Source organism: Paenibacillus jilunlii, from assembly GCF_900102965.1.
Classification (GTDB): domain Bacteria; phylum Bacillota; class Bacilli; order Paenibacillales; family Paenibacillaceae; genus Paenibacillus_AQ; species Paenibacillus_AQ jilunlii.
Genome location: NZ_FNGM01000014.1, coordinates 196,684 through 219,119, shown reverse-complemented (window position 1 = coordinate 219,119; position 22,436 = coordinate 196,684). Strand labels below are relative to the sequence as shown.

Below are 22,436 nucleotides of genomic sequence, written 5' to 3'. Positions count from 1 at the left end.
CAAAGACGTACCTAATGGCCGGACAATACATACAAAAACGGATCATGCAGGATATATATCGTTTACGTCAAGAATTGAAGCAGCGGAATGTCAAAGTGGTTGAAGATAAGAACGACGATTTTATCATCTATAATATGATCTATTACCGTGGCTATCAGGAGCGCTTTGGCATGACCCGCGATGTCATGAAGACGGAAATCAGTCTGAGGCTCACCCAATACACCGCTGATTATGGAAGTGTATTGAATGATTATCTGAAATGAGAAAACCTCGGACTAATTCCCGAGGTTTATTTGTATTTATAATGAAGAAACATGCAATATCGTGTGTAAATTAACATCTACGGTTAGGCGTCGAGCTCGTCAATGATGACGAGGTCAAAGCTCTGGTGGAAGCGCAGCAGCTGATGGGTGGTGGCCAGGGTCAGCTGGCCAGAAGCCCAGCGGTCTGCGCTGCCGCCGTACAGCACGGCGAGTGTCTCCGCCGGGAATGCCCGTGCGAGCCGCGGCGCCAGCTCCAGCACAACGTCGCGCCGCGGCGTTGCGACGAGTGCGCGGCCTCCGGCAGCGAGCACTGCCTCCAGGAGCGGGAACGTGATCTCCGTTTTCCCCGCTCCCGTGACGGCCCAGAGCAGGAACCGCTCTGGGCTGGATACGGCGGAGCGCTGCCGCGGCTCCGCCAGGAACCCCAGCGCAGCGCCGGCGGCTCCCGCCTGCGCCGCGCTTAGCCCCCACCGGCGTGCCGCCACGGTGGGCGAACCCCCGGCCGTGCACCGCACGGCCGGAGAAGCCGCGCTGCGCAGCAGCAGCGCGCAAGCCCGGCTGCGCCCGAGTGCGAGGCAGGCCTCGCAATAGGCGCAGCCCGCAAGGCCGCACGCGGCGCAGGCCGTGCGGCCCGTGGCAGCGCTGCCGCAGCGCAGGCAGCGCAGCTCCGCGCGGCGGGCGGCAGCGCCGCGCCGGGGCAGGCGCAGCTGCGGCAGGCGGAGCGCCGCAGCGTGCAGGAAGCGGCCGGCGAGGGCAGGGAGCCGGCCGCCAGGAAGGCGCGCGAAGGCGCCGCGCGCCGTGCTGCGAAGCGCAGGCGCTTCCCCCACAGCGGCCTCCAGTCTCAGCCACCCCTGGAGCTGGGCAAGCTGGGCTGCTGCACGCCACTGTCCTGCCATCCCGGGAAGCCGTTCCGCAAGGAGCGCTTCCACCTCAGGCTCCAGCAGCGAGCGGCCCTCCAGCGCTTGTACCAATTGTTCTGCCGCTGCTCCAAGAGCCAGGTGTCTTCCGCCTCCTTCAGCGTCTAGCACCGGCCTGTACTTCTCTTCCTTCCTATACGCCTTCCCATGTTGTACAGCAGTAACCTCCGCTGCATTAACCAACGTACAGACAAAAACCTCTTGATATAATCTCTCCTCGCACCAGCCTCCTCCTGCATCCCGTTCCCCGGCAATCTCTCCCTTAAGTACCTCTGTCATATATTTTCCCCAGTCTTCAACCTGCCATTGCCGCCCGGCTCGGGTTGATCTCCAGCTCTCTCTGAGCTTCACAGCCCAACCCAGGGGAAGCGCGGAGGAGAGGATCACCAGCTTGTCCACAGCCCTGGTATTCCAGCCCTCCCGTTCTTCTCCAGTCCCGCTCCACCATAATCTGTCTACATTCATATCGAGTGAAACCCGTATATTCCAATTCCCGTCAAGCTTTACTGCATAGACAGCAGTTTGCACCTTATTCTACCTCCTATTAGTTTTGTTAATATAATTCCTTTGAATCAGCTTCGGCAAAATCAGCATTGAATACCATACTTAAATTGCATCATCTTCTTGAAGTTACCACTCTAACAACTTTTCTCTTGAACTTCCGGCTCATCCTTAACTGAAGAATACAATGACTCTACCGGGTAGATACGGGTTGATGCTTACACGCCTGCATATGTTGGACAATATGCAAGTTCTGTGTCAATTTGGTGTGCTCAGACAACATATTGTTGTACAATTCGCAAGATTTTTGTTTATATGGCGTGATCAGGACATAGATTGTTGTAGAACATACAGGATGCTCGCCAATTTGGTCTGCTTAAGACATACAGTGTTGTACACCATGCAAGATTTTTAATGGTTTACGGCAGTCAGGAGAACCCCAGCTTATTTATGCTACATTTCATGGATTTTTACATTTTTAGAATTGTATATTTCCCAAAAATAGCAAAAAAGCACACTCCTCCAAATTTGGAGGGTGTGCTTCACCCGTTTCTTGCATTGCTTGCATATGATATGATTATTCGCCTCTCTTTGATCTGCATCCCTTACTCCACGGCATTTGTAAAAAAGGCAGCGGAACAGCTTGCCCAGGCTCCCTTAGATCCACTATGATGCCTGGCTGAAGCTTCGGGTCTGATTCCAAAAAGCCGATAGGAACGGCCGGGGCAAATTCCAGTGCAGAACCACCCAGGGCAAGCCGTAAGGCTACATCCATCGTTGCATCACTCGACCCGTCATCCATTAAGGTTACCTGAAGCCTCTTTCCGCTCAGCAAAGCATGGAAGGTCAGCGCCCGGATATACCACTCCACCACATATTCATGATTACGGGTGATCAGAATGTAATGAAGCCGTTTGCCAGACTGGCTGCGCTGCCGGGATTGCCCCCCTTTATGCAGAATATGAACCAGCAATACCGCAATAACATAGATGGCCGCAATCCATATTAACTGGGCTACCATGGAGATACACCTCCTCTTATACCGACACTATATGCCGATGTTAAAAGGTCGGTGACTGCCCAGATCAGACTCGCGTCTGCCTTCCTGCCCCCATTATACGGTTCCATACATTCAGCCTGCACGCATACAGCCGGGCTGCTTTTCATCCTTACGGGTAGAACTCAAACAATACTCTGACTGCAGCAGAACAGCTGCAATCATTATATGTAATATTTCAAAAACCAGCGGAGGATTAGAGGGTTACCCACCCATATTTAATCGAATTAATGACAGCCTGCGTACGATCGTCAACCTCCATTTTTTGCAGGATGCTGCTAACATGGTTTTTGACGGTTTTTTCGCTGATAAAGAGGTATTCTCCAATCATCTTGTTACTCTTGCCCTCCGCCATCAGCCGCAGTACCTCCGCTTCACGCCGGGTCAGGGGATTGTTGTCACCAGCGACAAATTTGACGCCAGCCTCTTTAACCGCGGTTTCCGCAATAGCTCCTGTCTCATTGAGGTACGTCATGCGGCGCAGCTGGTTAATCAGCTTCCCGGTAACCTTCGGATGAATGAAGGCATGCCCTTCACAGACAGAACGGATAGCATTGATCAGCGATTCCGCCTCCATATCCTTCAGCAGGTATCCATTGGCCCCCTTGCGCAGTGTTTCAAACACATAGCTCTCATCATCATGAATCGATAAAATAATCACTTTGACATCAGGGAACATTTCCCGCAGCTTTTGCGTGGCCTCCACACCATTTTCAATCGGCATGTTGATGTCCATCAGTACGATATCCGGTTTGTTTTCATTACAGAATTCAAGCACCTGGATACCGTCACCGCATTCCCCGATAACCTCAATATCTTCCTCCATGTTCAAAATCCGCTTAAGCCCTTCACGAAACAACTGATGATCGTCGGCCAAAAGAACTTTAATGGGCGACTTGCCAGTACTCTGGTTTTCCATCACATTACTCCTTTCCTTTTTCCACATTCGTCGGAATGTGAATTACGATTGTTGTGCCTTGATTCTCGGCTGACAGGATCTCCATTCTTCCTTCGAGCAGTTCCACGCGTTCCCGCATGCCGACCAGCCCAAAGCTTTCGCGGTTTGCCTGTTCACTGGTTTTTTTCACATTGAAGCCTAACCCGTTATCCTTCACGACAATCTTGATCAGCTGTGCCTGATAGGTGATCTCCACCAATACGTAACTTGGAAAAGCATGCTTGGCCGCATTCGACAACGCTTCCTGCACCAGACGGTATACCGCTGCCTCCATGGCGGATGACAGCCTGTGCTCCTTGCCCCTTGTTTCAAAAGAGGTACGGATTTTCGTCTTTTCCTCATAATCATGCACGTATTTTCGAAGTGTCGGAATCAGTCCCAAATCGTCGAGCGCCATCGGGCGCAGATTAAAGATCACCTTCCGCATTTCTTCCAGGCTGTATCTTACCTGCCCTTTCAAGTCTAGTACTTCGTCCTGCACCAACCCAAATTCCTGCTTTACCAGCATTCTTTCTACAATTTCCGTCCTTAGGACTAGATTCGCCAGCATTTGAGCAGGACCGTCATGAATTTCCCGGGCAATTCTCTTCCGTTCCTCTTCCTGAGCCAGGATTATTTTTAGTCCGATCATCTGTCTGTTTTTCGCAGATTCGACAATTCTAGTCACTTGTCCTAGTTCTCCGGACAGATATTCCAACACAACGCTCATTTGCGAACCGATGGATTCAGCACGCTCTACTGAATTTTCGACACTGCGGACACGCATCTGCAGTTCATCGCGCCTGCTCCGAAGATAGACCTCCCGCTCCCTCGTCATCATGAGCTCAAGCTGAAGCTCTGTTGCTTTCTCATAAGCGACCCGGATATCCTTCTCAGAGTAGCGGACAAAATCCCGGCTGACCTCCGTCAGCCGGATCCGGGAGCGGTGGTACTGAAGCTCCAGCTTGTCTACCTTTTGCAATGTTTCATCCGTTTCTTCCATAACCCGCTGCAGTTCTTTGGTGAGTGCAACAAGCTCATCCCGTGCAACCTGCAATATTTCAAATATCTGATACTTGCTGCTCTCCATCACGTCGATGGTATTCTTAATAACGCGATCTATCGCATCGGCTTGAAATTCCACGGATGCTTGCCCCATTTCTATCGGATCGTATTAAAGGCTTTCCTTTAATATTACCATATCATGATTCGATAGTTACGGTCTTCGTTTTCTGTTCCCATTTTACGGTTAATCCCAGCTGTTCCGAGACCAATCTTAGCGGTACTAAAGTCCTGCCCTGTAGGATTAAAGGCGCTACTTCAGCAGTTTGGCGTTTACCATTCAATACAAATTCCTTTTTGTTAACCGTCAGGTCAAGCGCCTTGGCTCCACGGAGCACCATAATTTTCTTGGTGTTTTTATCCCATGCCGCACTGCCGCCAAAGGCATCCAAAACGACTTTAATCGGCACATAAGTGCTTGCATCTTTGACAATTGGAGCCACATCGATCGCCTTCTTTGCGCCGTTGACCGTTATGGACTTGGAGCCGATGCTCATTGCAGCGGTTCCCTTCGGAAGTCCGGCTTCACTGGAGAGCGAAGGCATTACGAAAGATATATTGTCAAAAGCAACCGTACCTGTCTTGGCCCGCTCATCCTGGCCTTCTTCCACATTGACCACATACAGGCGCTTCAGCGCTGCCGGGAATTTGATGCCGGAGCCTGACAGATCAATATTTAGGCTCTTCCAGCCATTCCAGTCGATTACTTTGGCCAGATCGATATAGGATATTTTTCCGCTTCCGTCCACCACCTCAGCCCGCAGCCAGTTAAGACTCATATCCCCCATCACATCAAGCGACATGGATGTTGCTGCAGCAGGAATATTTTTGCCGCTGGTTCCATTGAGCTGGGCATAAGCGTACATCTTACCGCTGCCGGCTGTCATATCATAGCTGAGTGACAGCACTTTGGAGCCAGCTTTTTCTGCACTGCCGGCTGCAACTCCGGCTGTTCCTGTCACACTGTTAACATTGGATGTAAATGCAATAGGATAGCTCACATTTTCGAAATTCTCCCATGGGGTAGCCGCTGCTGCTGATAGTACAACAGCAGTGCTGAATCCGTCATAACGGGCGATAGCATAACCTGTCGTAACTCCGGGGTCTACCGAATCGACCGTCAATTTGCCGTCCTGCACACTGCCCTTAAAGCCGATAAGCTCCCATTTCAAGGATGCAGGCGGAACGGTAAGCGAAGCTCCATTTTTTGCTAAGGCTGTCACCGGTACCGATACTGATGCTCCTGGGGTAAGCGGCGCTGTAGCTGTCCCCACCGTCAGGCTGGATAAATTCTCACCACCCAGTACCGTAACCTCGGTCGAGGCACTGGCTGTGCCGCTGGCAGCCTTTATTGTCGCTGTACCGGCTTTGACTGCAGTGGCTTCCCCGCCATTTACAGTTACGCTGCCGTTGCTTGCCGTCCAGGAAGGATTGCCTGATGCTACATCAATTGGATTGTAGTAAGTATCATAACCTTTTAAAGAGTACGTTGCCTTTTGCCCGATCAGCAGCACTGTGCTGCCGCTAATCTTAATCCCCTTCACTTCCCCCTTGGGAGCCGAGGTATAGACACCCAGGCCATTGACGACACTGCGCTGCTCGGTGCCATATTCGGTATTGAAGGTAAGTGTGGCGGAAGTTTCCGCAAGCGGCCGGTCTACCATCGTTGTAGAGCCGCCTCCATCCAGATTCATGCCTTTCCAGACACCGATATTCGCCATGAAGTTTTGCAGTTCGGTTAGCGACATGCCTGCGCTGTTGGCATTATCCTCCACTGCGACCACGTACACATACTGGCCACTCTGCGAATACCCCAGTGCTGTACGGGCGCGGAAGCCGCCGATACTGGAAGTCGAACGGGAAAAGGATGTCGCCTTCCCATCGTTCACCAGAATGGTATGCCCTCCGATCATCATCTGCAGGCTGGCCGGATCAAGTTCCTGCTGCGTAGATTTGGACTTCAGGGTGTAGGCACTGCTGAGCTTTTGCCCTACAGCAAGATGGTTTTTCACAAACTGCGCCCCAAGCCCGTGTGTCCGCAAGATGTAGGCTCCTTTTGGAACAGCCATGGACAAGGCCTTATCTGCTGAAATCTGGGTAATGATATCATTCTCCACAAGCACCTCAGTAGGTGTAGTGGAGCTGTTCTTAGGACGCTCTAGCGCGGTCCAGGCATCTGTATAGATGTAAGCTGCATTGGCATGACTATACGTTGAACTGCCGTCCTCGGGGCTGTATGCTCCCTTGTTGATGCCTGCCAGCGGAAACTGCGCTCCGTCCTCTGCAGTAAGCAGTCCCTCGAACGAATACTGGTCGATTACGGGTTTGCGGTCCTTGGTTACAGCAAAGGCGTACATTCCGTTAAGCTGCGAAGGTGTAGATACTACAACCCCGCCGGATACCTGTCCCCCGATAGGGGCGCCTTCTCCGCCTGTATTGAAATAGTCCCCGTTTACCGCAGCTACCGCTCCTGTCTCCGCAGCCATACCGCCGGTGCTTTGCCGTGTAGTCAGTTTGCCGCCTTTGCCGGTCATTACATCCAGGGATACGTAAGGATTGTTTAGATCTACACGGATCACATCTGCCAGACCGGTTGCCGTTTTTCCGGAACGGACCGTTGTGAATTTATACTTCATCATAATAGCCCCTGAGGTAATAACCTCTTCACCCAGCTTGGTTACATTCAAGGAGGAGGCTGCTTGGGCCACAGAGGCCGGTCCCGAAGCCCATTGCGGCAGCCCCTCACTGCCCAGGACAGGCATGATCCACAATACACCGGCTAATGAGGCAGCAATCCATTTTTTAGCCGGCAGCTTATTCATTCCCCGTAACTGCTCTTCGTTTTTCTTCCCCATGAAAACTTCATTCATTTCAACGTAACTCTCCCATCTCTATTTTCAAATATAAACGTCTTTCAAAGGCTGGAAACGCGTTCCTAGTTTCCTGCTATACCTTTAATAGACTGATTTTGAGAGGAAAAGTTGCGAATATTGCTAGACTGGGTTCAATTTGACAGCTGGCTGAAACGGTTCATAACATGCAAAAAGGCCCCGTATACACGGAGCCTCAGTGCAGCAAGATTTTTTATAGATATCCGGCCATAGTAAGCATCCGCTGCAGCATAACCGCAGCTTGGGCACGTGTGGCATTCCCCTGTGGCTGGAATTCAGTGGTTGTCATCCCCAAGATAATCCCTTGCTGCACGGCCTTCGCCACAAATTCAGCAGCTTGGTTCTGAATCTTAGAGCGGTCCTTAAATGCAGCCAATGCGGTAGCAGAAGTTCCATTTAAGGTTATCGGATGTCCGGTGTACTCCATAGCCCGGATAATCATAATCGCCAGCTGCTCGCGGGTGATATTATCATTGGGGCGGAATGTTGCATCCGTATTTCCGGTAATAATCCCCGCTTTGGCAGCCGCACCAATATAATCACCGGTTTGGGTGGAAGGCTGTACATCTCTAAACCGCTGTGCCGTCTCACGGCTGCCAAGCAGCCCCAGCCCACGGCTTAGCATGACCGCAAATTCTGCGCGGGTGATCTTCTGTTCGGGTTTGAAGGTGCTGCCATAGCTGCTGTCGATTATATTCTTGGCGGCAAGCTGGGACACAATGGATTTGCTCCAATGGCTATTCATATCTGTAAAGCTCCGGGTCGAAAGGAATGTACCCACGACCTGGTTGCCTACAGTACTGGCTGTAACCACTGTATAACTGCCTGCCGAACTCAGTTTGGTAGGGAGATAAACGGCATCATAGTAGGCAAGATCCAATCGGGCCGCCGAAGTCTGATCATTATTCAGCGTAGCTGTCGTACGGATTGCGTATTCTGCCGGTACGCTCAGCGCGGTAGTATTAGCATAATTGCTGCTCACCGCAGCGCTCAAGCGGATATCCATGAGTCCTGTGATGGTCTGAAGCCCCTGTGACTGAAGCTTCTGCTCAAACGGTGTAAAGGTTCCGGCAGGGACTTTTTCCAGCCGCAGCACAAGCGAAATATTATTGCTGTCCGCAATTAAAGTCGCGGCAAGACTGTTCATATTCACGTCATTCAGCGCGAGACGGTACATATTGTCGCCATAACGCAAAAGGAAAGCAGCCTTACTGTCACGGTTGACTGCATCCAGCAGCGGTTTGAGCGGCACACTCACATAAGCTGACCGGTCGGTTGAAGGCACCTCAAATGCTAATGCAGAAGTACCTTGTTTGTATATATAATCATAGCTGGCAGCCAGGCGTTCCGCCGTCAGGTTATATCTTTTTACAGATTGGCTGTATACGGAACGATCATCTGCTGCTGTGGAGGAATCCGTTTTGAGCAAAGGATATTCTTTTCCGAACTCACTTGCAGCAAGTGTCCCCAGGTATGAGGGACGGCCAGCTGTCGAGGAATTCCCTGCCACCCCCGTCATATTCTGTACCGACAGCGAGGTAAAGGAAGTTAAGAGATTCCCGCTTTGATCCGAGATCGTCCCTGAACCAGACATGTAGGATAAATCAACCGTTTGACCGCTCTTCACGACACTGGATAACATCAATTTAAGCGTACTACCGGAGATGTAGTAGGATTGTATACCAACCGTGCTGCCGTCAAATCTGACTCCAAATTGATTGGCGTTCAGCCCTGAAGAAGCTTGCATGGTTTTGTTGAATGTCACCAGCAGTTCATCGCCCGTTATTGTTGCTGAACTGATATCTGAAACTGTGGTTCCCGAAATGTTTACGTTCTGCTGATTCAGATAGGGAGCACGGTTACCGTTAAGATCGGTGATCCCTGAAGTCCCCGGTACATATGAAACTGTAGTCGGCTGATTAACCGCCAGCGCACTCTGGAGCGTCAAGGTAACTTGATTGCCCCCAGCAGCTACTGCCGTAACATAGTTAGGTTTATTGCCCACCAGAACGGAAAACTGGCTGTTCATTGGAAGACTGGCTGAGGATAGTCCCTCGTTATACGTCAGTACTATTTTGTTGCCGGAACCGGCCGCACTCTGAAATACTGGTGGCACATTATCACCACTGTTGCGGATATAAAAATCACTGAAATTTGCTACACTCTGCCCATTCGTATCCGCTACGGGATAAGAGCCCGCAGAATAAGATACACGGATAACCTGCGCGTTCGTTGCAGCGTTGTCTAAACTTAAATTCAACTTTGCACCACTCGACGATATTGCATTTGTCCCAAGCGAATAACCATCTGCATAGACGTTGAACTGGCTGTAGGCATTGGGATTGACTGCTTGCAGTGTATCATTAAAATTCAGCAATACGGTTTTCCCGGTAAGCGTCCCGTCTTTTATAGTAGTCAGTGCGGACTGGACTCCGTTCGTTACCTGATACTGTGAAAAGGTACTGGCATTATTCCCGCTCGAATCCTGAATGGGGCGCAGCCCGCCTGAATAGCTGACTTTGATAATCTGGCCAACAGTAACACCAGTACTTAATTTGATATAGATACTATCTCCCTGGGTAGAAATACTATCAATAGCGCGCTTCTCATCATTAACGGTAACTGCAAAGCTGGAGGGCAGCAGCGCTGCCTCCGTTTTCAGCGCCTCGTCATAAATCAGACGGATCGTGCGGTTATTATCCACCAGGGCCGACTTGAGCACGGGAGCAGTCTTGTCCAGAGAATAGGTCTGAAAACTCCAGGCATTTTTGCCGCTTAGTCCACCGTAGATCACTTGGCTGTTATTGGCATCCACAAAAGCGCCATTCGCAATATCCAAGTAGTACGTCGTATTATTATCAAACGCTGCAGCGGGAGTTACGATAAACTCTTTGGCTGAGGAACCCACTGAGAGGGTGGATTCCAGCTTCGTTCCATCGCCTTTATACAAGATTACCGGACCGGCCACCGCGTTATTAAGAACAACATTCCGGTTAAAGGTAATTTTGATCGGCGGATTTAGACTTACCGATTCGCTGCGGTCTGCCGGAGAGAGGGCCTCGATGCCAAACCCCTTGACTTCACTCGTTGTATAACTCCATGTAAGCGGGCCTGAAGCCGGGAACAAATTTCCATCCTGGTCATGAAAGGCTCCCTGCGGCACAGTAACGGTATACATAGTTTTTTCCAGCAGGGGATTCGCTTCTGAGGCAGCATCGATTGTAATTGTCGTCGTGCCGCCTCCGGTAACCGCTGTAGAATTGACGTTAAAATATCTTGTCCCCCCCGGATTGTTAGCCGGTGTCAGCGAGATCACTCCCGCATTCGGCATCATCGGACGGTCAAAGCCTAGCTGAAGATCACTAGTAGGATTTACTCCAGTAGAACCCCCGGCAGGAGAAACGTTGGCGCCTACTCCAGTGCTTTTAGCTGTGAAGCTCCACATGCTGCCGCTGGAAACCCCGGAAAATGTGCGATTCTCATCATCTTTTAACGCATAGTTATCAATCAATACATAATATGTACTCCCTGGATTCAGCTTACTGGCCAATGTCATACTTACAGAAGTGGTAGTCCCATCGGTCTGCACATTAACATTAGGTTCTCCGTCCCTGAATTTGAACTCCTGAACAAGCGTGTTATCTGCTGAAGAGATAAGTTTGGCGGACCCTCCGCCTTTTTGCAATTTTTTTCCCAGCCTGAAGCTTAACTGATTTAGAGCTGCAGAATCCGGCCGCGAGTTGTTCACCGGCGAGAACTCCGTTATCGATACTCCCTGGCTTGTTTCCGGAGAAGTAGTAAACTCCCAGGAAGCCGCGGATGACTCAGCTCCTGATCCGTCTTTGAACAATCCCTTAGGGATTGATACCGTATAGCTCTTGTTAGGCTCTAACGGCTTGTCAGCCCCCCATCTGATTTCATAGTAATTAGAGCTGCCGACTAGACCCAAAGTGCCAACAGAGACAGTGACAAAGGGGTTCCCAGCCTGAGTTATCGTGATATCCCCGCTCTGCGGGTTCACCACACGGTCAAAGCTCAATTTGATCGAGGAGCCTAGGCTGATATTTTTTTCTCCTGCCGCCGGCGAAGTTGCCGACATTCCAAATTCACCCGCAGCATAGACTGCCGGTGTCCCAAGTCCAAGTGATGGGGAGACAGTCCCCAAGAGCAAATCCCCTGCCAGAATGAGTGCTGCCCATATGGTAATTTTTCTTTTCATGTGGTGATAGACTCCTCTCAAGCCAAACTTTCGTTTTTACATATATTCTTTTATTTCGGTTAAAAGGCTTCCAAAGTTTAGAAAACGCTCCAGTCGAAAAAAGGTAAATAGAAATCAGTAAACTTTGGTACGCAAAAAAACCCGCAGCAGCGGCTCCAAAGATCGAAGCGCTGTCCTGCGGGCCTGCATATAATAAGGAAGAAATTAATATAAAAACCTACAATAGTTTATACTCCAGCCTGACCCCTCAGCATTTCAGCTTTATCCACGCGCTCCCAAGGAAGATCAACATCCGTCCGTCCAAAATGACCATAAGCCGCGGTTTGTCTATAGAGTGGTTTGCGCAGATCCAGCATCGAGATAATACCGGCTGGACGAAGATCAAAATTGCTGCTGATCAGCTCAGCCAGCTTTTCTTCACTGATTTTGCCTGTTCCGTATGTATCTACATTAATCGAGACAGGGTTAGCTACACCAATCGCATACGCCAATTGAATCTCGCATTTCTCAGCAAGCCCGGCAGCCACTAGATTCTTAGCCACATAACGCGCTGCATAAGCTGCGGAACGGTCGACTTTAGTTGGATCTTTCCCTGAAAAAGCTCCGCCTCCGTGACGGGCATACCCGCCATAGGTATCGACAATTATTTTGCGCCCGGTTAGACCGGCGTCTCCTTGCGGACCGCCAATGACGAAACGGCCAGTAGGGTTAATGAAATATTTAGTGTTCTCGTCAAGCAGCTCAGAAGGTACCACCGGCAAAATTACATATTCCTTAATGTCTGCCTGAATTTGTTCAAGTGAGATTTCTTCGGCATGCTGGGTAGAGACAACTATCGTATCCACGCGCACCGGTCTTTCATTATCATATTCAATAGTGACCTGGGTTTTGCCGTCCGGGCGCAAATAATTAAGCGTTCCATCCTTGCGCACCTCAGAGAGACGGCGGGCAATACGGTGAGACAAGGCAATAGGCAGCGGCATTAATTCAGGCGTTTCATTTGTCGCAAAACCAAACATCAGCCCTTGGTCACCCGCACCAATATTCGCCGTTTCCTCGGCAACCTGTGCAGGGTCACGATTTTCCAATGCAGCGTTTACACCTTGTGCGATATCGGCCGATTGTTCATTCAGCGAGGTCAGCACTGCACAGGTATTATAGTCAAAACCATATTTTGCGCGGGTGTAACCAATCTCCTTGAGGGTATTGCGTACAATTGCCGGGATATCTACATACTCCGACTTGGTGCTTATTTCTCCAATAACCAACACCAGACCGGTGGCAACAGCTACTTCACAGGCTACACGGGCATTCGGATCATTAGCTAAAAATGCATCAAGGACTGCATCGGATATCTGATCGCAGATTTTATCGGGATGCCCTTCTGTTACGGACTCTGAAGTAAACAAATGACGTCCTTTAATAGACAATACAACAACCTCCCATATTGTTAGTCTGACACTGTATAAGGGGATGCTTCAACGGCTGCCAGATCAGATGAATTGTGTGATAATAGAACCGGCAGATCCGCTTCCAACTAGAATATATCCATTCCCCAGACTCAATAATCATAGTTGATATTGTCAGATAAGTTCAAAAAATGAACCTTTTCCGATTGGAAAAGGTTTATGGCTTTCCACAAAAGTCATATTATCTTATTTACCGGATGGTGTCAATTCAACCCATTCTTATTTAAAAAGAGACTGTTCGGCCTGCTTCACAAGCCTCTTGGTAATTTCTCCCCCAACAGATCCATTATCCCGGGAAGTGAGATGTCCCAGATACGGAGTTCCATATCCCATCGAGCCGCCCATTACCCCTAGCTCAGAACCAAATTCAGTATCAGTTCCTCCGCCATAAGAAGCACCGTATAAACCAAACTCAGAAGCAATCTCATACTGCATTTGTTTCAGCATAGCCCGGCTTTCCGGTACCACAGTGCGATTATTACGTGCCATGTCTATTGCACCTCCTGAAGATTTTAAGAATACAGGAGTATTGTGTGCCGGCGTTGCTGCATTCAGTCGTATCAATCTTTGTTAACAGTGGTAATGAGTGCCGCTCAGGTATGATTTTTGCTTAAGCAGGCAACATTATTATAGAAGAGGACTTGTCGAATCATATGATAAAAGATTATTTTAGCGTATATCCACCACGAACCATTACAACAAGTCCTAATTTCTGACCATCTTGTACGTTGATCCCCCGCCCATCGCGGGGAAAAGATAACAGATGATTCATGGGAGCAGCTTGTCCATTGGCCAGATCCTTACCATCCGTCAAATCAGCTACACCATTGGCCGCTTCCGAGAAAATCACGGCTTTACCTGCACGCACAATAAATTCAGCACCGGCAGCTCCAAATAAAGTCTGTCCTGGTTTGACATCTACAATCACAGCTTCGTTACTGTTAGCAGGGGCAGATGTCTGCGGACTTGATGATGCAGTGGCCGTTGGTGTCGGGGATGCGGTGGCTGTAGCTACTGGAGGGTTCGTTGCAGCTGTTCCGCCCCCTAATGCTTTCTGAATCTGTTGATCTACATAGCTCTTGGTGACAACCGGATCATCGGCTGTACCCGGCTGATTGCCTACACTAGCGCCTTCAGCAGTAAGATTCATCAGTGATCCCGCCCATACGGCTCCACTCAACAAGACAACCGCCATCGATACTTTCATTGCTGGTTTCATTGCTTTCCTCCTTCAGGGATGGAAAATGATTAAAAAAAAGAATAGCCTCCGAAGAGGCTATTCTTTGCTTCGGTAATACACGAGGAACAGTATTATTTACCGGATACTTCAGTACCAGTAGTAATTTTGTTATTCGCGATGTCAGTGATGTCTGCAGTGTCTTTAACTTTAACTGTAATAGTGTTGATATTGTTAGCGTTAAGATCTTGAGCACCGGAAGATGCGGAAGCATCAATGTCCTTCTTATTGAATGTAACATACCATTTATCGGTGCTGTTACCAACCTTATCAAAGGTCAAAGGAGTGATTTCTTTGCTGTTGATGCTGAATAGCAGATCTGCTGGTTGAATATCCTTAACATTTTCAGAGAAGGTTACGATCAGTACAGCAGAATCTGTAGACGATACTGCAGCAGAGGACAGTTTAGGAGCTACATTGTCATAAAGTTTGATCGCTACTTCATTGTGTGCTTCAACACCGTTGCCGGCAGTATCAGCCACACCGTTAGCCAAGAACTTATAGTCCTTAGTTTCACTGATCGAAGATTTAGGGATATTGATAAGTGCAACTCTTGTTGTAGCATTATCAGCAGCGGATTCAAGTGTAATGAATGCGCCCGTTGGCAATGCTTTGCTGTCCATTGTGTAGCTGTTGCGATCAGTCAGGGAAGCAACGCTTACGCCCGAATTGTCAGTTACAGTTACCTTAATGATGAAGTCGTTTGTGTTTTCTCCAGCATATACAATGCTTGTTACTTTAGGTCTGTCGGAATCGGAAGAAGTAGTGCTTCCTGTTACCGCTACAGTTGTTGCAGCAAGTTTATTTTTAGCAAAGCTTGCATCAACTACCAAACCTTCTGGCAGACGCAGTGTATGTGCCCCTACAACACCACCCGGAGTAGCAAAGGTCAAAGATTTACCATCTTTAGATCTTAATGGGGTAGAAGTTATTGCTGTACCTACGCCTGTGGAATCTTTAATCAAGGTAAGACCACTCACTCCAGCTACATGGTTAACTTCTTCAGAGAACTTGATAACCAGACCGCTGTTGCTCTTGTAAGTGATACTTGTTACCGTTGGAGCTACAGTGTCTTTGTTAAAGGTGATAGGCTGAGTCACCGCAGTACCCAGGTTGTTACCAATGGTATCACGAACAGTTGCACCGAATACGATGCTACCGGAGAATGTACCAGTGGATGGTAACGAGCCAAGTGGGCTAGTCAGTTTGAAAGTTTTGGTATCGCTGGTAGTGTTAATTGTGAATACGCCTTTGCTTTCGCCATTTGCATCCAACAGACGAACATTACCTACCAAAGAGTTGTAATCGACTGCTTTGTTGAATACAACTTCAACAGTCTTGTCACCGATTGCAGTTACTTTTTGAACTACAGGTGCTTGCACATCGGAAGTTACAGTTACTGTTGTTTTAACTGGATTAGGTGTAGCCAGGTTACCAGCATAGTCTGAAAGGTTAGTCAGGGACACGTCATACGATGTTCCGCTGTTCAGTGTACCAGCAGTCAGTGTCACTTCATCCAATGGTTGGTAAGTATCACGGGATACACTTGCAGCCGCACCGTTAACATAAGCAATCAATCCAGCTGTTTTAACTGGCTCGCTCAGTTTAACATATACTTTATTTGTAGTTGTTTTTGCAACAGCAGATACGGAAACCACTGTTGGTGCAACGACATCAGCTACAGGCAACAAATTAGTGTAAGCAGGAATCGCTTCACCAGCAGTTGTTTTAATTGTGTCGTTGATTACTACAGTATAGTTACCTTTAAGGAAAGTATTCCCATCCAGGGTAATTGTAGCTTGAGTTGCGTCATCGCTGATAACAACCTTAGCATCCTTAGCTACATCAACTGTTTTGCTAACTTCAGTTAATTTCACTACACCTTCGATCAGGGTGTTAGTTTCAACCAAAGTATCTGGATCGATAGCACGGTTGAACTTCACAACCACTTGCTTGGAGTTTGGAGCTGTAACACTAACAACCTTAGGCGCTTGCAGTGTTACTTTCACAGTGTATTCTTTTTCCAGGTGTTTGAAAGTTACTGGAGTTTCAACGCCTGCTACCAGAGCAGTTGTCAGATCAACATTTGCAGTAGTTTTGTCAGAGAATGTTACAACTACTTTGGTTGGGCTTACTGCTTCTGCAGAAGTTACAGTCAGAGTAGGAGCTACAGTCTTTTGATCAACTGCATAAGCTGTTTCAACTACCAAAGAGCGAGTAGCATTACCTTTGAAGTTGGTGGTTTGAGCAACCAGACCAGCGTTGATAACTGCTTGAGCATAGCCTTTAGCCCATGCGGATGCGGAGTTATCAGTTGTAGCAGGTTGTTCCAGCTTCAGAGCGCGGAACAATACAGCCGCTACTTCTTGAACTGTTACTTTACCGTTGTAGTTGAAGATACCTTTAACAGTATCTTGACCTTGCATATAACCAGCTGCAGTTACAGCTTCGATGTAAGGCACTGCCCAGTTCTTGGCGGTGTAACCTTTGTCTTTGTAAGACAATTTGCCGGTTACTTCAGTAAGACCGAACAATTTAGTAACGATCTTAGCGAATTCACCGCGAGTCAGATCTTTTTCAAGATGTGCTTGACCGTCTGGGTAGCCGTTAAGGATACCTTTTGCTGCCAAAGCATCAAATTTTGCTTGTGGAGTTGTTGCAGTTTCACCAAACGCTACAGAGGCAAACATCGAGAATGCCATTGCTGTAGATAATGCTACGGATAAAATTTTCTTCATAACCTTTTTTTCTCCTCCTTGGACGTTCATGAACTGAGATTCTTCTTTAGTTGGGTAGCTCATGTCACTCATTAGCCGATGCACCCCCTTTCCCGAGTTGAGCATATTAAGTATAAATAATGTCTGTGACGGGTATCACAGAAACTTGTAACCAGCTTCAAGGCATAGTAATACTAGATTCCTAATTCTACCTAAGTATTATACAATGTGCCTCAAGTCACGTAAAGCTAATTTTTCCATTTGGGCGTTGTTATTCAGTATCATGATGAATAACAATGCCTTCTGCAAGTGACTCTACATCTTAAACGCAGGAGTTTCTAGAAAGTTGCGCTTTGTTCAAAAAAAATTTTTGAATATTGTTACGGCTGGCCCTGTCCCAATTAGAAGAGACAATATGTATGTTCTACTAACTATGTTAATGATGGGTCGCTACGGGAACCAGTATAGCATACGGACTTTCCAGACGTCATTAAGCAATATTTGTTAAGTAAATAAACATAATCATCCATTTTTAAACCAACTTAGCTAATAGTTCTTCCTGACAAAACAAAAGGCGCCGTTTCCGGCGCCTTTATCTAAAGTCTAACGTATCTTCATGGATAGTTGAATTAGCTCCTGGCGTTTCTCAGGACTTGAATTGACATTCTCATACATGGCATCAATTGCACCGCGGTTCTCCCGGTAAGTCTTCTCATGTTTGATCGTGGTATGCGACCATTCAATTAAAGCATTCTCTGCAGTTACAAGATCATTGTATGCATCATGGAACCCGGTAGTCTGTACAAGCTCTTCCATAACCTCCTGCGTGATCTCCTGGAGTGCCCGTTTTGCAGCAATCTCCTTCTCCATTACCTTTGCTCTATTCTCAAACGAATTCTTTGCTTTCATGTAATCCAGCTGTGCTTTTGATAAAATCGGTTTCATCGATGGCTTTCACCTTTCAGAAAATATTATTTTCTAAGTTATTGTAACGTAAAATGGTGCAGATTACAAAGTTTATGTCGAAGACTTTGTAAATTAATTACAAACAACAGGCCCGCGTACAGCTTTCGCGGACCTGTTGTTCTTTTGATTAGCTTAATTAAAGGTTTTTGGGAAGATGCTTGTACTCTTCTTCAATAGGGCTACAGCAATCTTTCCGGCTTCCGCTCTAGTCATTTTACCCTTTGGATTAAAATTATATACCGGTTTGGTTTGACCTGTAATGGTTACTGCGCTGCCTTCCATGATTTTGGCTTTGGACACCGCGTCAATCGCTGGTTTCGAATAGAAATCCATGCTTCCCGTATCCACAAATGATTTTGCGAGGGTAGCCTGCAGTTTGGCATCATTAGTAGCCATTTTCAGCTTCAAGGCTCTGGCAATCATGACAGCACCCTGCTCTCTTGTGAGCGGCTGGTCCGGACCGAAGAACCCATCACTTAAGCCGGTGACAATCCCTGCTCTAGCCGCAGTCTCGATATGTTTGAAATCCCAAGTCGTAGACACCGCCTCAGGCACGATATCAAAGAAAGTCTGCTGATTATTATTATAGTTCAGAGGAATATTCAGCCCTTTTACCAGCAAAGTGGCGAATTCACCGCGTGTCGTTGTATCATCCGCTCCAAATTGGTCAAATCTCAGATTTTCCATAATACCTTTGGAGTACAGGCCGTTAAGAATGTTTCTTGCCCATGGGTGGTTAGTGATATCCGTGTATCCACGACGCAGCTTCATTACTGTATAATACCCAAACTGATCAAAAGGTACTGTGATCGTATGTTTCTTCGTATCCACCTCACCGCCGATGTTCTCCCACTGTCCCGAATCGGTATAACGGAACACAGTGATTGTCGACCCCACTTCATCCACAATGCTTGAATTAAAGGTTAATGTGAGTTTTCCCCGCTGAGAAGGAACAATTTTTCGTTCGGCTTCAATTTGCGTAAAGTTTCCTTCTATTGAGTATGGAGCAATACCATTAGTGGCTGGTTTATAAAGGGCATTGCCTTGGGTTCCTTTTTCACCAAGTCCGCCGCTAAGCCAATAAATATCCGAAACGCGGGAGAAATTATTGGTTTCTACTGTTGAGTTAAACCGCAATACTAAGTCAGAAGGAATCAACAGTGTACCGAGGCCGCCAGGTGTACGGGCATCAGCATCCACATTAATTGTATTGCCATAATCATTTTTACGTTCAACGACCCCATCAACAGGATCGGCAATACCGAACAGCAGCTTGGTGTCAGGATAGTACTTCGCTGCACCAGAGGTAGTAAAGCCCTTCATCAATGTTCCTTTCGGGAACGTGAGCTCAAGCCCTTTGTTAAACACACTATATTTAGCAGCAACTTTCTCAGCCATAAATTGCGTGTCTATCTGAACAGCACTTGCATAATAAACAGAAACAGTATCATTTAAGGTTGAATTAGCACGCACAATTTTAATTTTGATTGAAGTCGCTTTATCCGGTTTTAATCCTACATAGTCCAGCGTGAACCGGTTCGGCAAGTCGGTGCGTTTCACAGCATCGAATTTGTCGATTACTACTTTAGTGGCACCTTCAGCCTCAATATCAAAACGGACAAAATTCTTATTCACAACGATTTGTTTCCCTACAGTGGCAACTGGAGATAAGATCCGGTATGGAGAAACTTCACGTACTACTTCCATGCGCTGATTCGTGCGTGCACCAGTTTCATTGATCAGCTCCAGATTATAAACAATACTGCCTGCAGTTTCAGCCGGAATATCCAAAATCCGCAGGATAAAGTCTTTGCTGCCACCTACAAAATCATAGTAATAGGTCTTCCCTTTGTACACAAAATTTTCTGGTCCCTTTTGAATTGAAGTATCACCCAGGACTGTGTTGTCTAATGAAAGAAACAGATCTGATCCCTGGTATAGATTAAGCTTGTTTGCAGCTCCGCCTCTAAGAACCAAGTCATAGCTGGTCTGGCTTGTAACAAACTTGTCGTCCTTGAACGTGAATTCTGCAGTTAATCCAAGGATATCATTAAGCTCTTTGTCGGTGTAAGCCTTAATGTCTGTGTGCGAGAGCGCAGCTCTGCCTTTGGACAGCTTGGGATGGAATTGTGACAGGTTGGAGACATTGGTATCTACAATATAGAATTTCAGTTCTTTTCGTATTTCTCTTTTGTTGCCTACATTGTCCATGGAGGTTCCTGTGAATACAAGTTTGTTTTCTCCGTAAACCAGGGGCCCGGAAGCTGATATGGTTAAATCAAAGGAGAAAGTCGATTTATTCATCGGATTAAAATCAAGATTACTAACCTCTGTCGATTTCAGCTTATCGTTTGAAATACCGTTGACAAAAAATTGTGCATTGCTGATGTTCTCAAATCCGATATATTCACCTGAGACTTTCAATATATTAGAACTATTAGCCGAGCTAAACGTATAAGTCTGACCATCATTTAAGTTGGCAACGTAAATGTAGTTCTTGGAGACATAGGCAATGTCTGCATTATAAAAGGATTGTGAACCTGAATATTGAAATTTCACTTTCTGTTGTCCATTCGAGAATCCAACTACCTTATATACGACCTCATTCCCCGCCAACCCTGATACATTAGTCTGTTTCTCCAGTTTAAGCGAAGCGCCCAAAGGCAGATAGGAAGCCAATAAAGTCTTAGCAGCATCAGGTATAGCACTCGACTTAACCAGAATGTAGAAATCTGATTTCTCAACCTGAGCACCGTTCAATGCCAGCTTGGATAGTCCTGTACTGGCAATTGCTTCACCATTATATCCAGACAAATAGTACATCTCGGTAATAACATTCTCACCTGATAAATATTTGTAGTTTTCTTTTACAGACGTACTGTACGTTCCGTATTTAATTCCGACGGTTACGCTGGACGATCCCGCTGTGAGTGTGAATGGTGCCGTTGTCTTGAAGGCAATCAGGCGGTATTGAGGGGTTACGCCATCCGGAGCCGGAATTACAGTCTCATTCTGTGGTGTAGTACCCGGAACCACAGAGACAGTACCATCGGCTGCAACATTATAAGACTGAAGCACATCCACTGAAACCACAGTATCGTTAATCTTCACTTCATGGTCATCATTAAAGGACTTGGTACTCGCATTATACGGTAAAAGCACTTGTCCTATAATAGTAGCATTGGTGTCTGTAGCAGTAAGCGTAGGGACATTATCAAGTATATTGTACGCTATATTATTGTGGACAATTCTCAAATCGGTAAAAGGCTTGTTGGTGTCAAAATAATAAACCGAGCGTTTGATTGATATAGAGTCGGCTGCATTCTGCACAACGATGTCCAGCGTGTTCTCACCGGACTTCAAGGTTAATGCCGGCGTAAAAAAGGTGCCGTCCTCAAGGAGAGAGGTTTGCATTGGAGAGCCACCGTTGAGCGATACGCTAACTTTGGTAGCATTCGTCACATTACCCTGAAGCGTAATCTGCTGATTCGGTACAACAACCTTTGTACCTTCATTTAAGTTAATGGCAGCAGGACCTCCTCCAAGCACTTGCAGCGAAGTGACATAAGGAACCTTATCATACAGAACATAAAACGATTCAGAGCGCTGCAATGTCCCCTGCATCCCTGAGAAGGTGATTTTATTAAATCCTGTGAACAGGGTTAGTCCGCTTGCAACAAACCGGTTATCCGGGTTAGTAGTGTCGGTAGTTACTGCACCAGTAGTGGAATGTGTGTCATCTGTCACCCATTTGTCCCCACTCTGCGTCATCTGTTGAACAGTAACCTTCATTGTGGAGGCTGTTACCTGTGCGTAAGTACCTGAAATGGAAAAGTTGGGGGCACTTGTCTTATATACTGTGCTTCTAGTAATAGAATTTGCGACATCCATTTTGAGTGACGCCGTATTCCGCAGCGTGAGATCATCCGGACTGAAATAGGTCGTAGTCGCTGTTGCTGCCGCAGCTTGCGGCGTGTATTTGCCTGGGAACATGGAAACGATTAGAGCCGCCAGCAGCAGCCAAACGAATGGTCTCTTAAAGCGTAACATGTGTATATCTCTCCTTTGAGTTATGTTCTCGTTATTCCTCACTTTGTTCTTTATCGGTCAATGCGGCAGGATTTTTTAGGAATATCACAAAAAAGCTCACCCTTTTGTAGAGTGAGCTTTGTCAGATAAGGAAGATAATAGCATGACGCA

Annotated in this window: 12 protein-coding genes and 1 pseudogene; 1 reads left to right on the top strand and 12 read right to left on the bottom strand. The window is 47.4% G+C overall.

Annotated features, from left to right (window positions below; genetic code table 11):
- Positions 1 to 263: YhjD family protein (locus BLQ82_RS22515; protein ID WP_483143698.1), on the top strand; the 263-nt coding region annotated here is incomplete at its 5' end.
- A gap of 86 nt (positions 264 to 349) precedes the next feature.
- On the opposite strand, the pseudogene BLQ82_RS33240 reads toward BLQ82_RS22515, so the two are convergent.
- The 12 genes and pseudogenes from BLQ82_RS33240 to BLQ82_RS22455 all read right to left on the bottom strand — a co-directional run.
- A pseudogene (locus BLQ82_RS33240) lies at positions 350 to 1,099 on the bottom strand (DEAD/DEAH box helicase family protein); the annotation flags it as partial.
- A 1,159-nt stretch (positions 1,100 to 2,258) separates the two neighbouring features.
- Complete coding sequence (locus tag BLQ82_RS22505) at positions 2,259 to 2,702, bottom strand: glycosyltransferase family A protein (RefSeq protein WP_062521255.1); 444 nt, start codon at positions 2,700 to 2,702, stop codon at positions 2,259 to 2,261.
- A gap of 232 nt (positions 2,703 to 2,934) precedes the next feature.
- Positions 2,935 to 3,657, bottom strand: coding sequence for a response regulator (locus tag BLQ82_RS22500; protein WP_062521253.1), 723 nt, complete (start codon positions 3,655 to 3,657; stop codon positions 2,935 to 2,937).
- A gap of 4 nt (positions 3,658 to 3,661) precedes the next feature.
- Complete coding sequence (locus BLQ82_RS22495) at positions 3,662 to 4,819, bottom strand: sensor histidine kinase (protein ID WP_025703624.1); 1,158 nt, start codon at positions 4,817 to 4,819, stop codon at positions 3,662 to 3,664.
- A 58-nt stretch (positions 4,820 to 4,877) separates the two neighbouring features.
- A complete protein-coding gene (locus tag BLQ82_RS22490; RefSeq protein ID WP_082722565.1) occupies positions 4,878 to 7,607 on the bottom strand; it encodes a stalk domain-containing protein in 2,730 nt (909 codons plus the stop codon).
- 214 nt (positions 7,608 to 7,821) lie between these two features.
- Positions 7,822 to 11,847: an Ig-like domain-containing protein gene (locus tag BLQ82_RS22485; RefSeq protein ID WP_062521251.1), complete on the bottom strand. Its 4,026-nt coding sequence runs from the start codon at positions 11,845 to 11,847 to the stop codon at positions 7,822 to 7,824.
- A 227-nt stretch (positions 11,848 to 12,074) separates the two neighbouring features.
- Entirely contained in the window at positions 12,075 to 13,277 is a 1,203-nt protein-coding gene (gene metK / locus BLQ82_RS22480) for a methionine adenosyltransferase (protein WP_062521249.1), read from the bottom strand.
- Between the two features lie 258 nt (positions 13,278 to 13,535).
- A complete protein-coding gene (locus BLQ82_RS22475) occupies positions 13,536 to 13,805 on the bottom strand; it encodes an alpha/beta-type small acid-soluble spore protein (protein WP_062521247.1) in 270 nt (89 codons plus the stop codon).
- A gap of 175 nt (positions 13,806 to 13,980) precedes the next feature.
- Positions 13,981 to 14,535, bottom strand: a complete 555-nt coding sequence (locus tag BLQ82_RS22470) for a hypothetical protein (RefSeq protein WP_062521245.1) — start codon at positions 14,533 to 14,535, stop codon at positions 13,981 to 13,983.
- 92 nt (positions 14,536 to 14,627) lie between these two features.
- On the bottom strand, positions 14,628 to 17,363 hold the full coding sequence (locus BLQ82_RS22465) for an S-layer homology domain-containing protein (RefSeq protein WP_062521243.1): 2,736 nt from the start codon (positions 17,361 to 17,363) through the stop codon (positions 14,628 to 14,630).
- 510 nt (positions 17,364 to 17,873) lie between these two features.
- Positions 17,874 to 18,215: a hypothetical protein gene (locus BLQ82_RS22460; protein ID WP_025704045.1), complete on the bottom strand. Its 342-nt coding sequence runs from the start codon at positions 18,213 to 18,215 to the stop codon at positions 17,874 to 17,876.
- Between the two features lie 153 nt (positions 18,216 to 18,368).
- Complete coding sequence (locus tag BLQ82_RS22455) at positions 18,369 to 22,286, bottom strand: S-layer homology domain-containing protein (protein WP_062521241.1); 3,918 nt, start codon at positions 22,284 to 22,286, stop codon at positions 18,369 to 18,371.
- Positions 22,287 to 22,436 lie beyond the last annotated feature (150 nt).

Excerpts from the sequence above, each read along its gene's own strand:
- BLQ82_RS22505 (WP_062521255.1), bottom strand. The coding sequence starts at position 2,702 with ATGGTAGCCCAGTTAATATGGATTGCGGCCATCTATGTTATTGCGGTA.
- BLQ82_RS22500 (WP_062521253.1), bottom strand. The coding sequence starts at position 3,657 with ATGGAAAACCAGAGTACTGGCAAGTCGCCCATTAAAGTTCTTTTGGCC.
- BLQ82_RS22490 (WP_082722565.1), bottom strand. The coding sequence starts at position 7,607 with ATGAATGAAGTTTTCATGGGGAAGAAAAACGAAGAGCAGTTACGGGGA.
- BLQ82_RS22485 (WP_062521251.1), bottom strand. The coding sequence starts at position 11,847 with ATGAAAAGAAAAATTACCATATGGGCAGCACTCATTCTGGCAGGGGAT.
- BLQ82_RS22475 (WP_062521247.1), bottom strand. The coding sequence starts at position 13,805 with ATGGCACGTAATAATCGCACTGTGGTACCGGAAAGCCGGGCTATGCTG.
- BLQ82_RS22470 (WP_062521245.1), bottom strand. The coding sequence starts at position 14,535 with ATGAAACCAGCAATGAAAGTATCGATGGCGGTTGTCTTGTTGAGTGGA.
- BLQ82_RS22465 (WP_062521243.1), bottom strand. The coding sequence starts at position 17,363 with ATGAGTGACATGAGCTACCCAACTAAAGAAGAATCTCAGTTCATGAAC.
- BLQ82_RS22460 (WP_025704045.1), bottom strand. The coding sequence starts at position 18,215 with ATGAAACCGATTTTATCAAAAGCACAGCTGGATTACATGAAAGCAAAG.
- BLQ82_RS22455 (WP_062521241.1), bottom strand. The coding sequence starts at position 22,286 with ATGTTACGCTTTAAGAGACCATTCGTTTGGCTGCTGCTGGCGGCTCTA.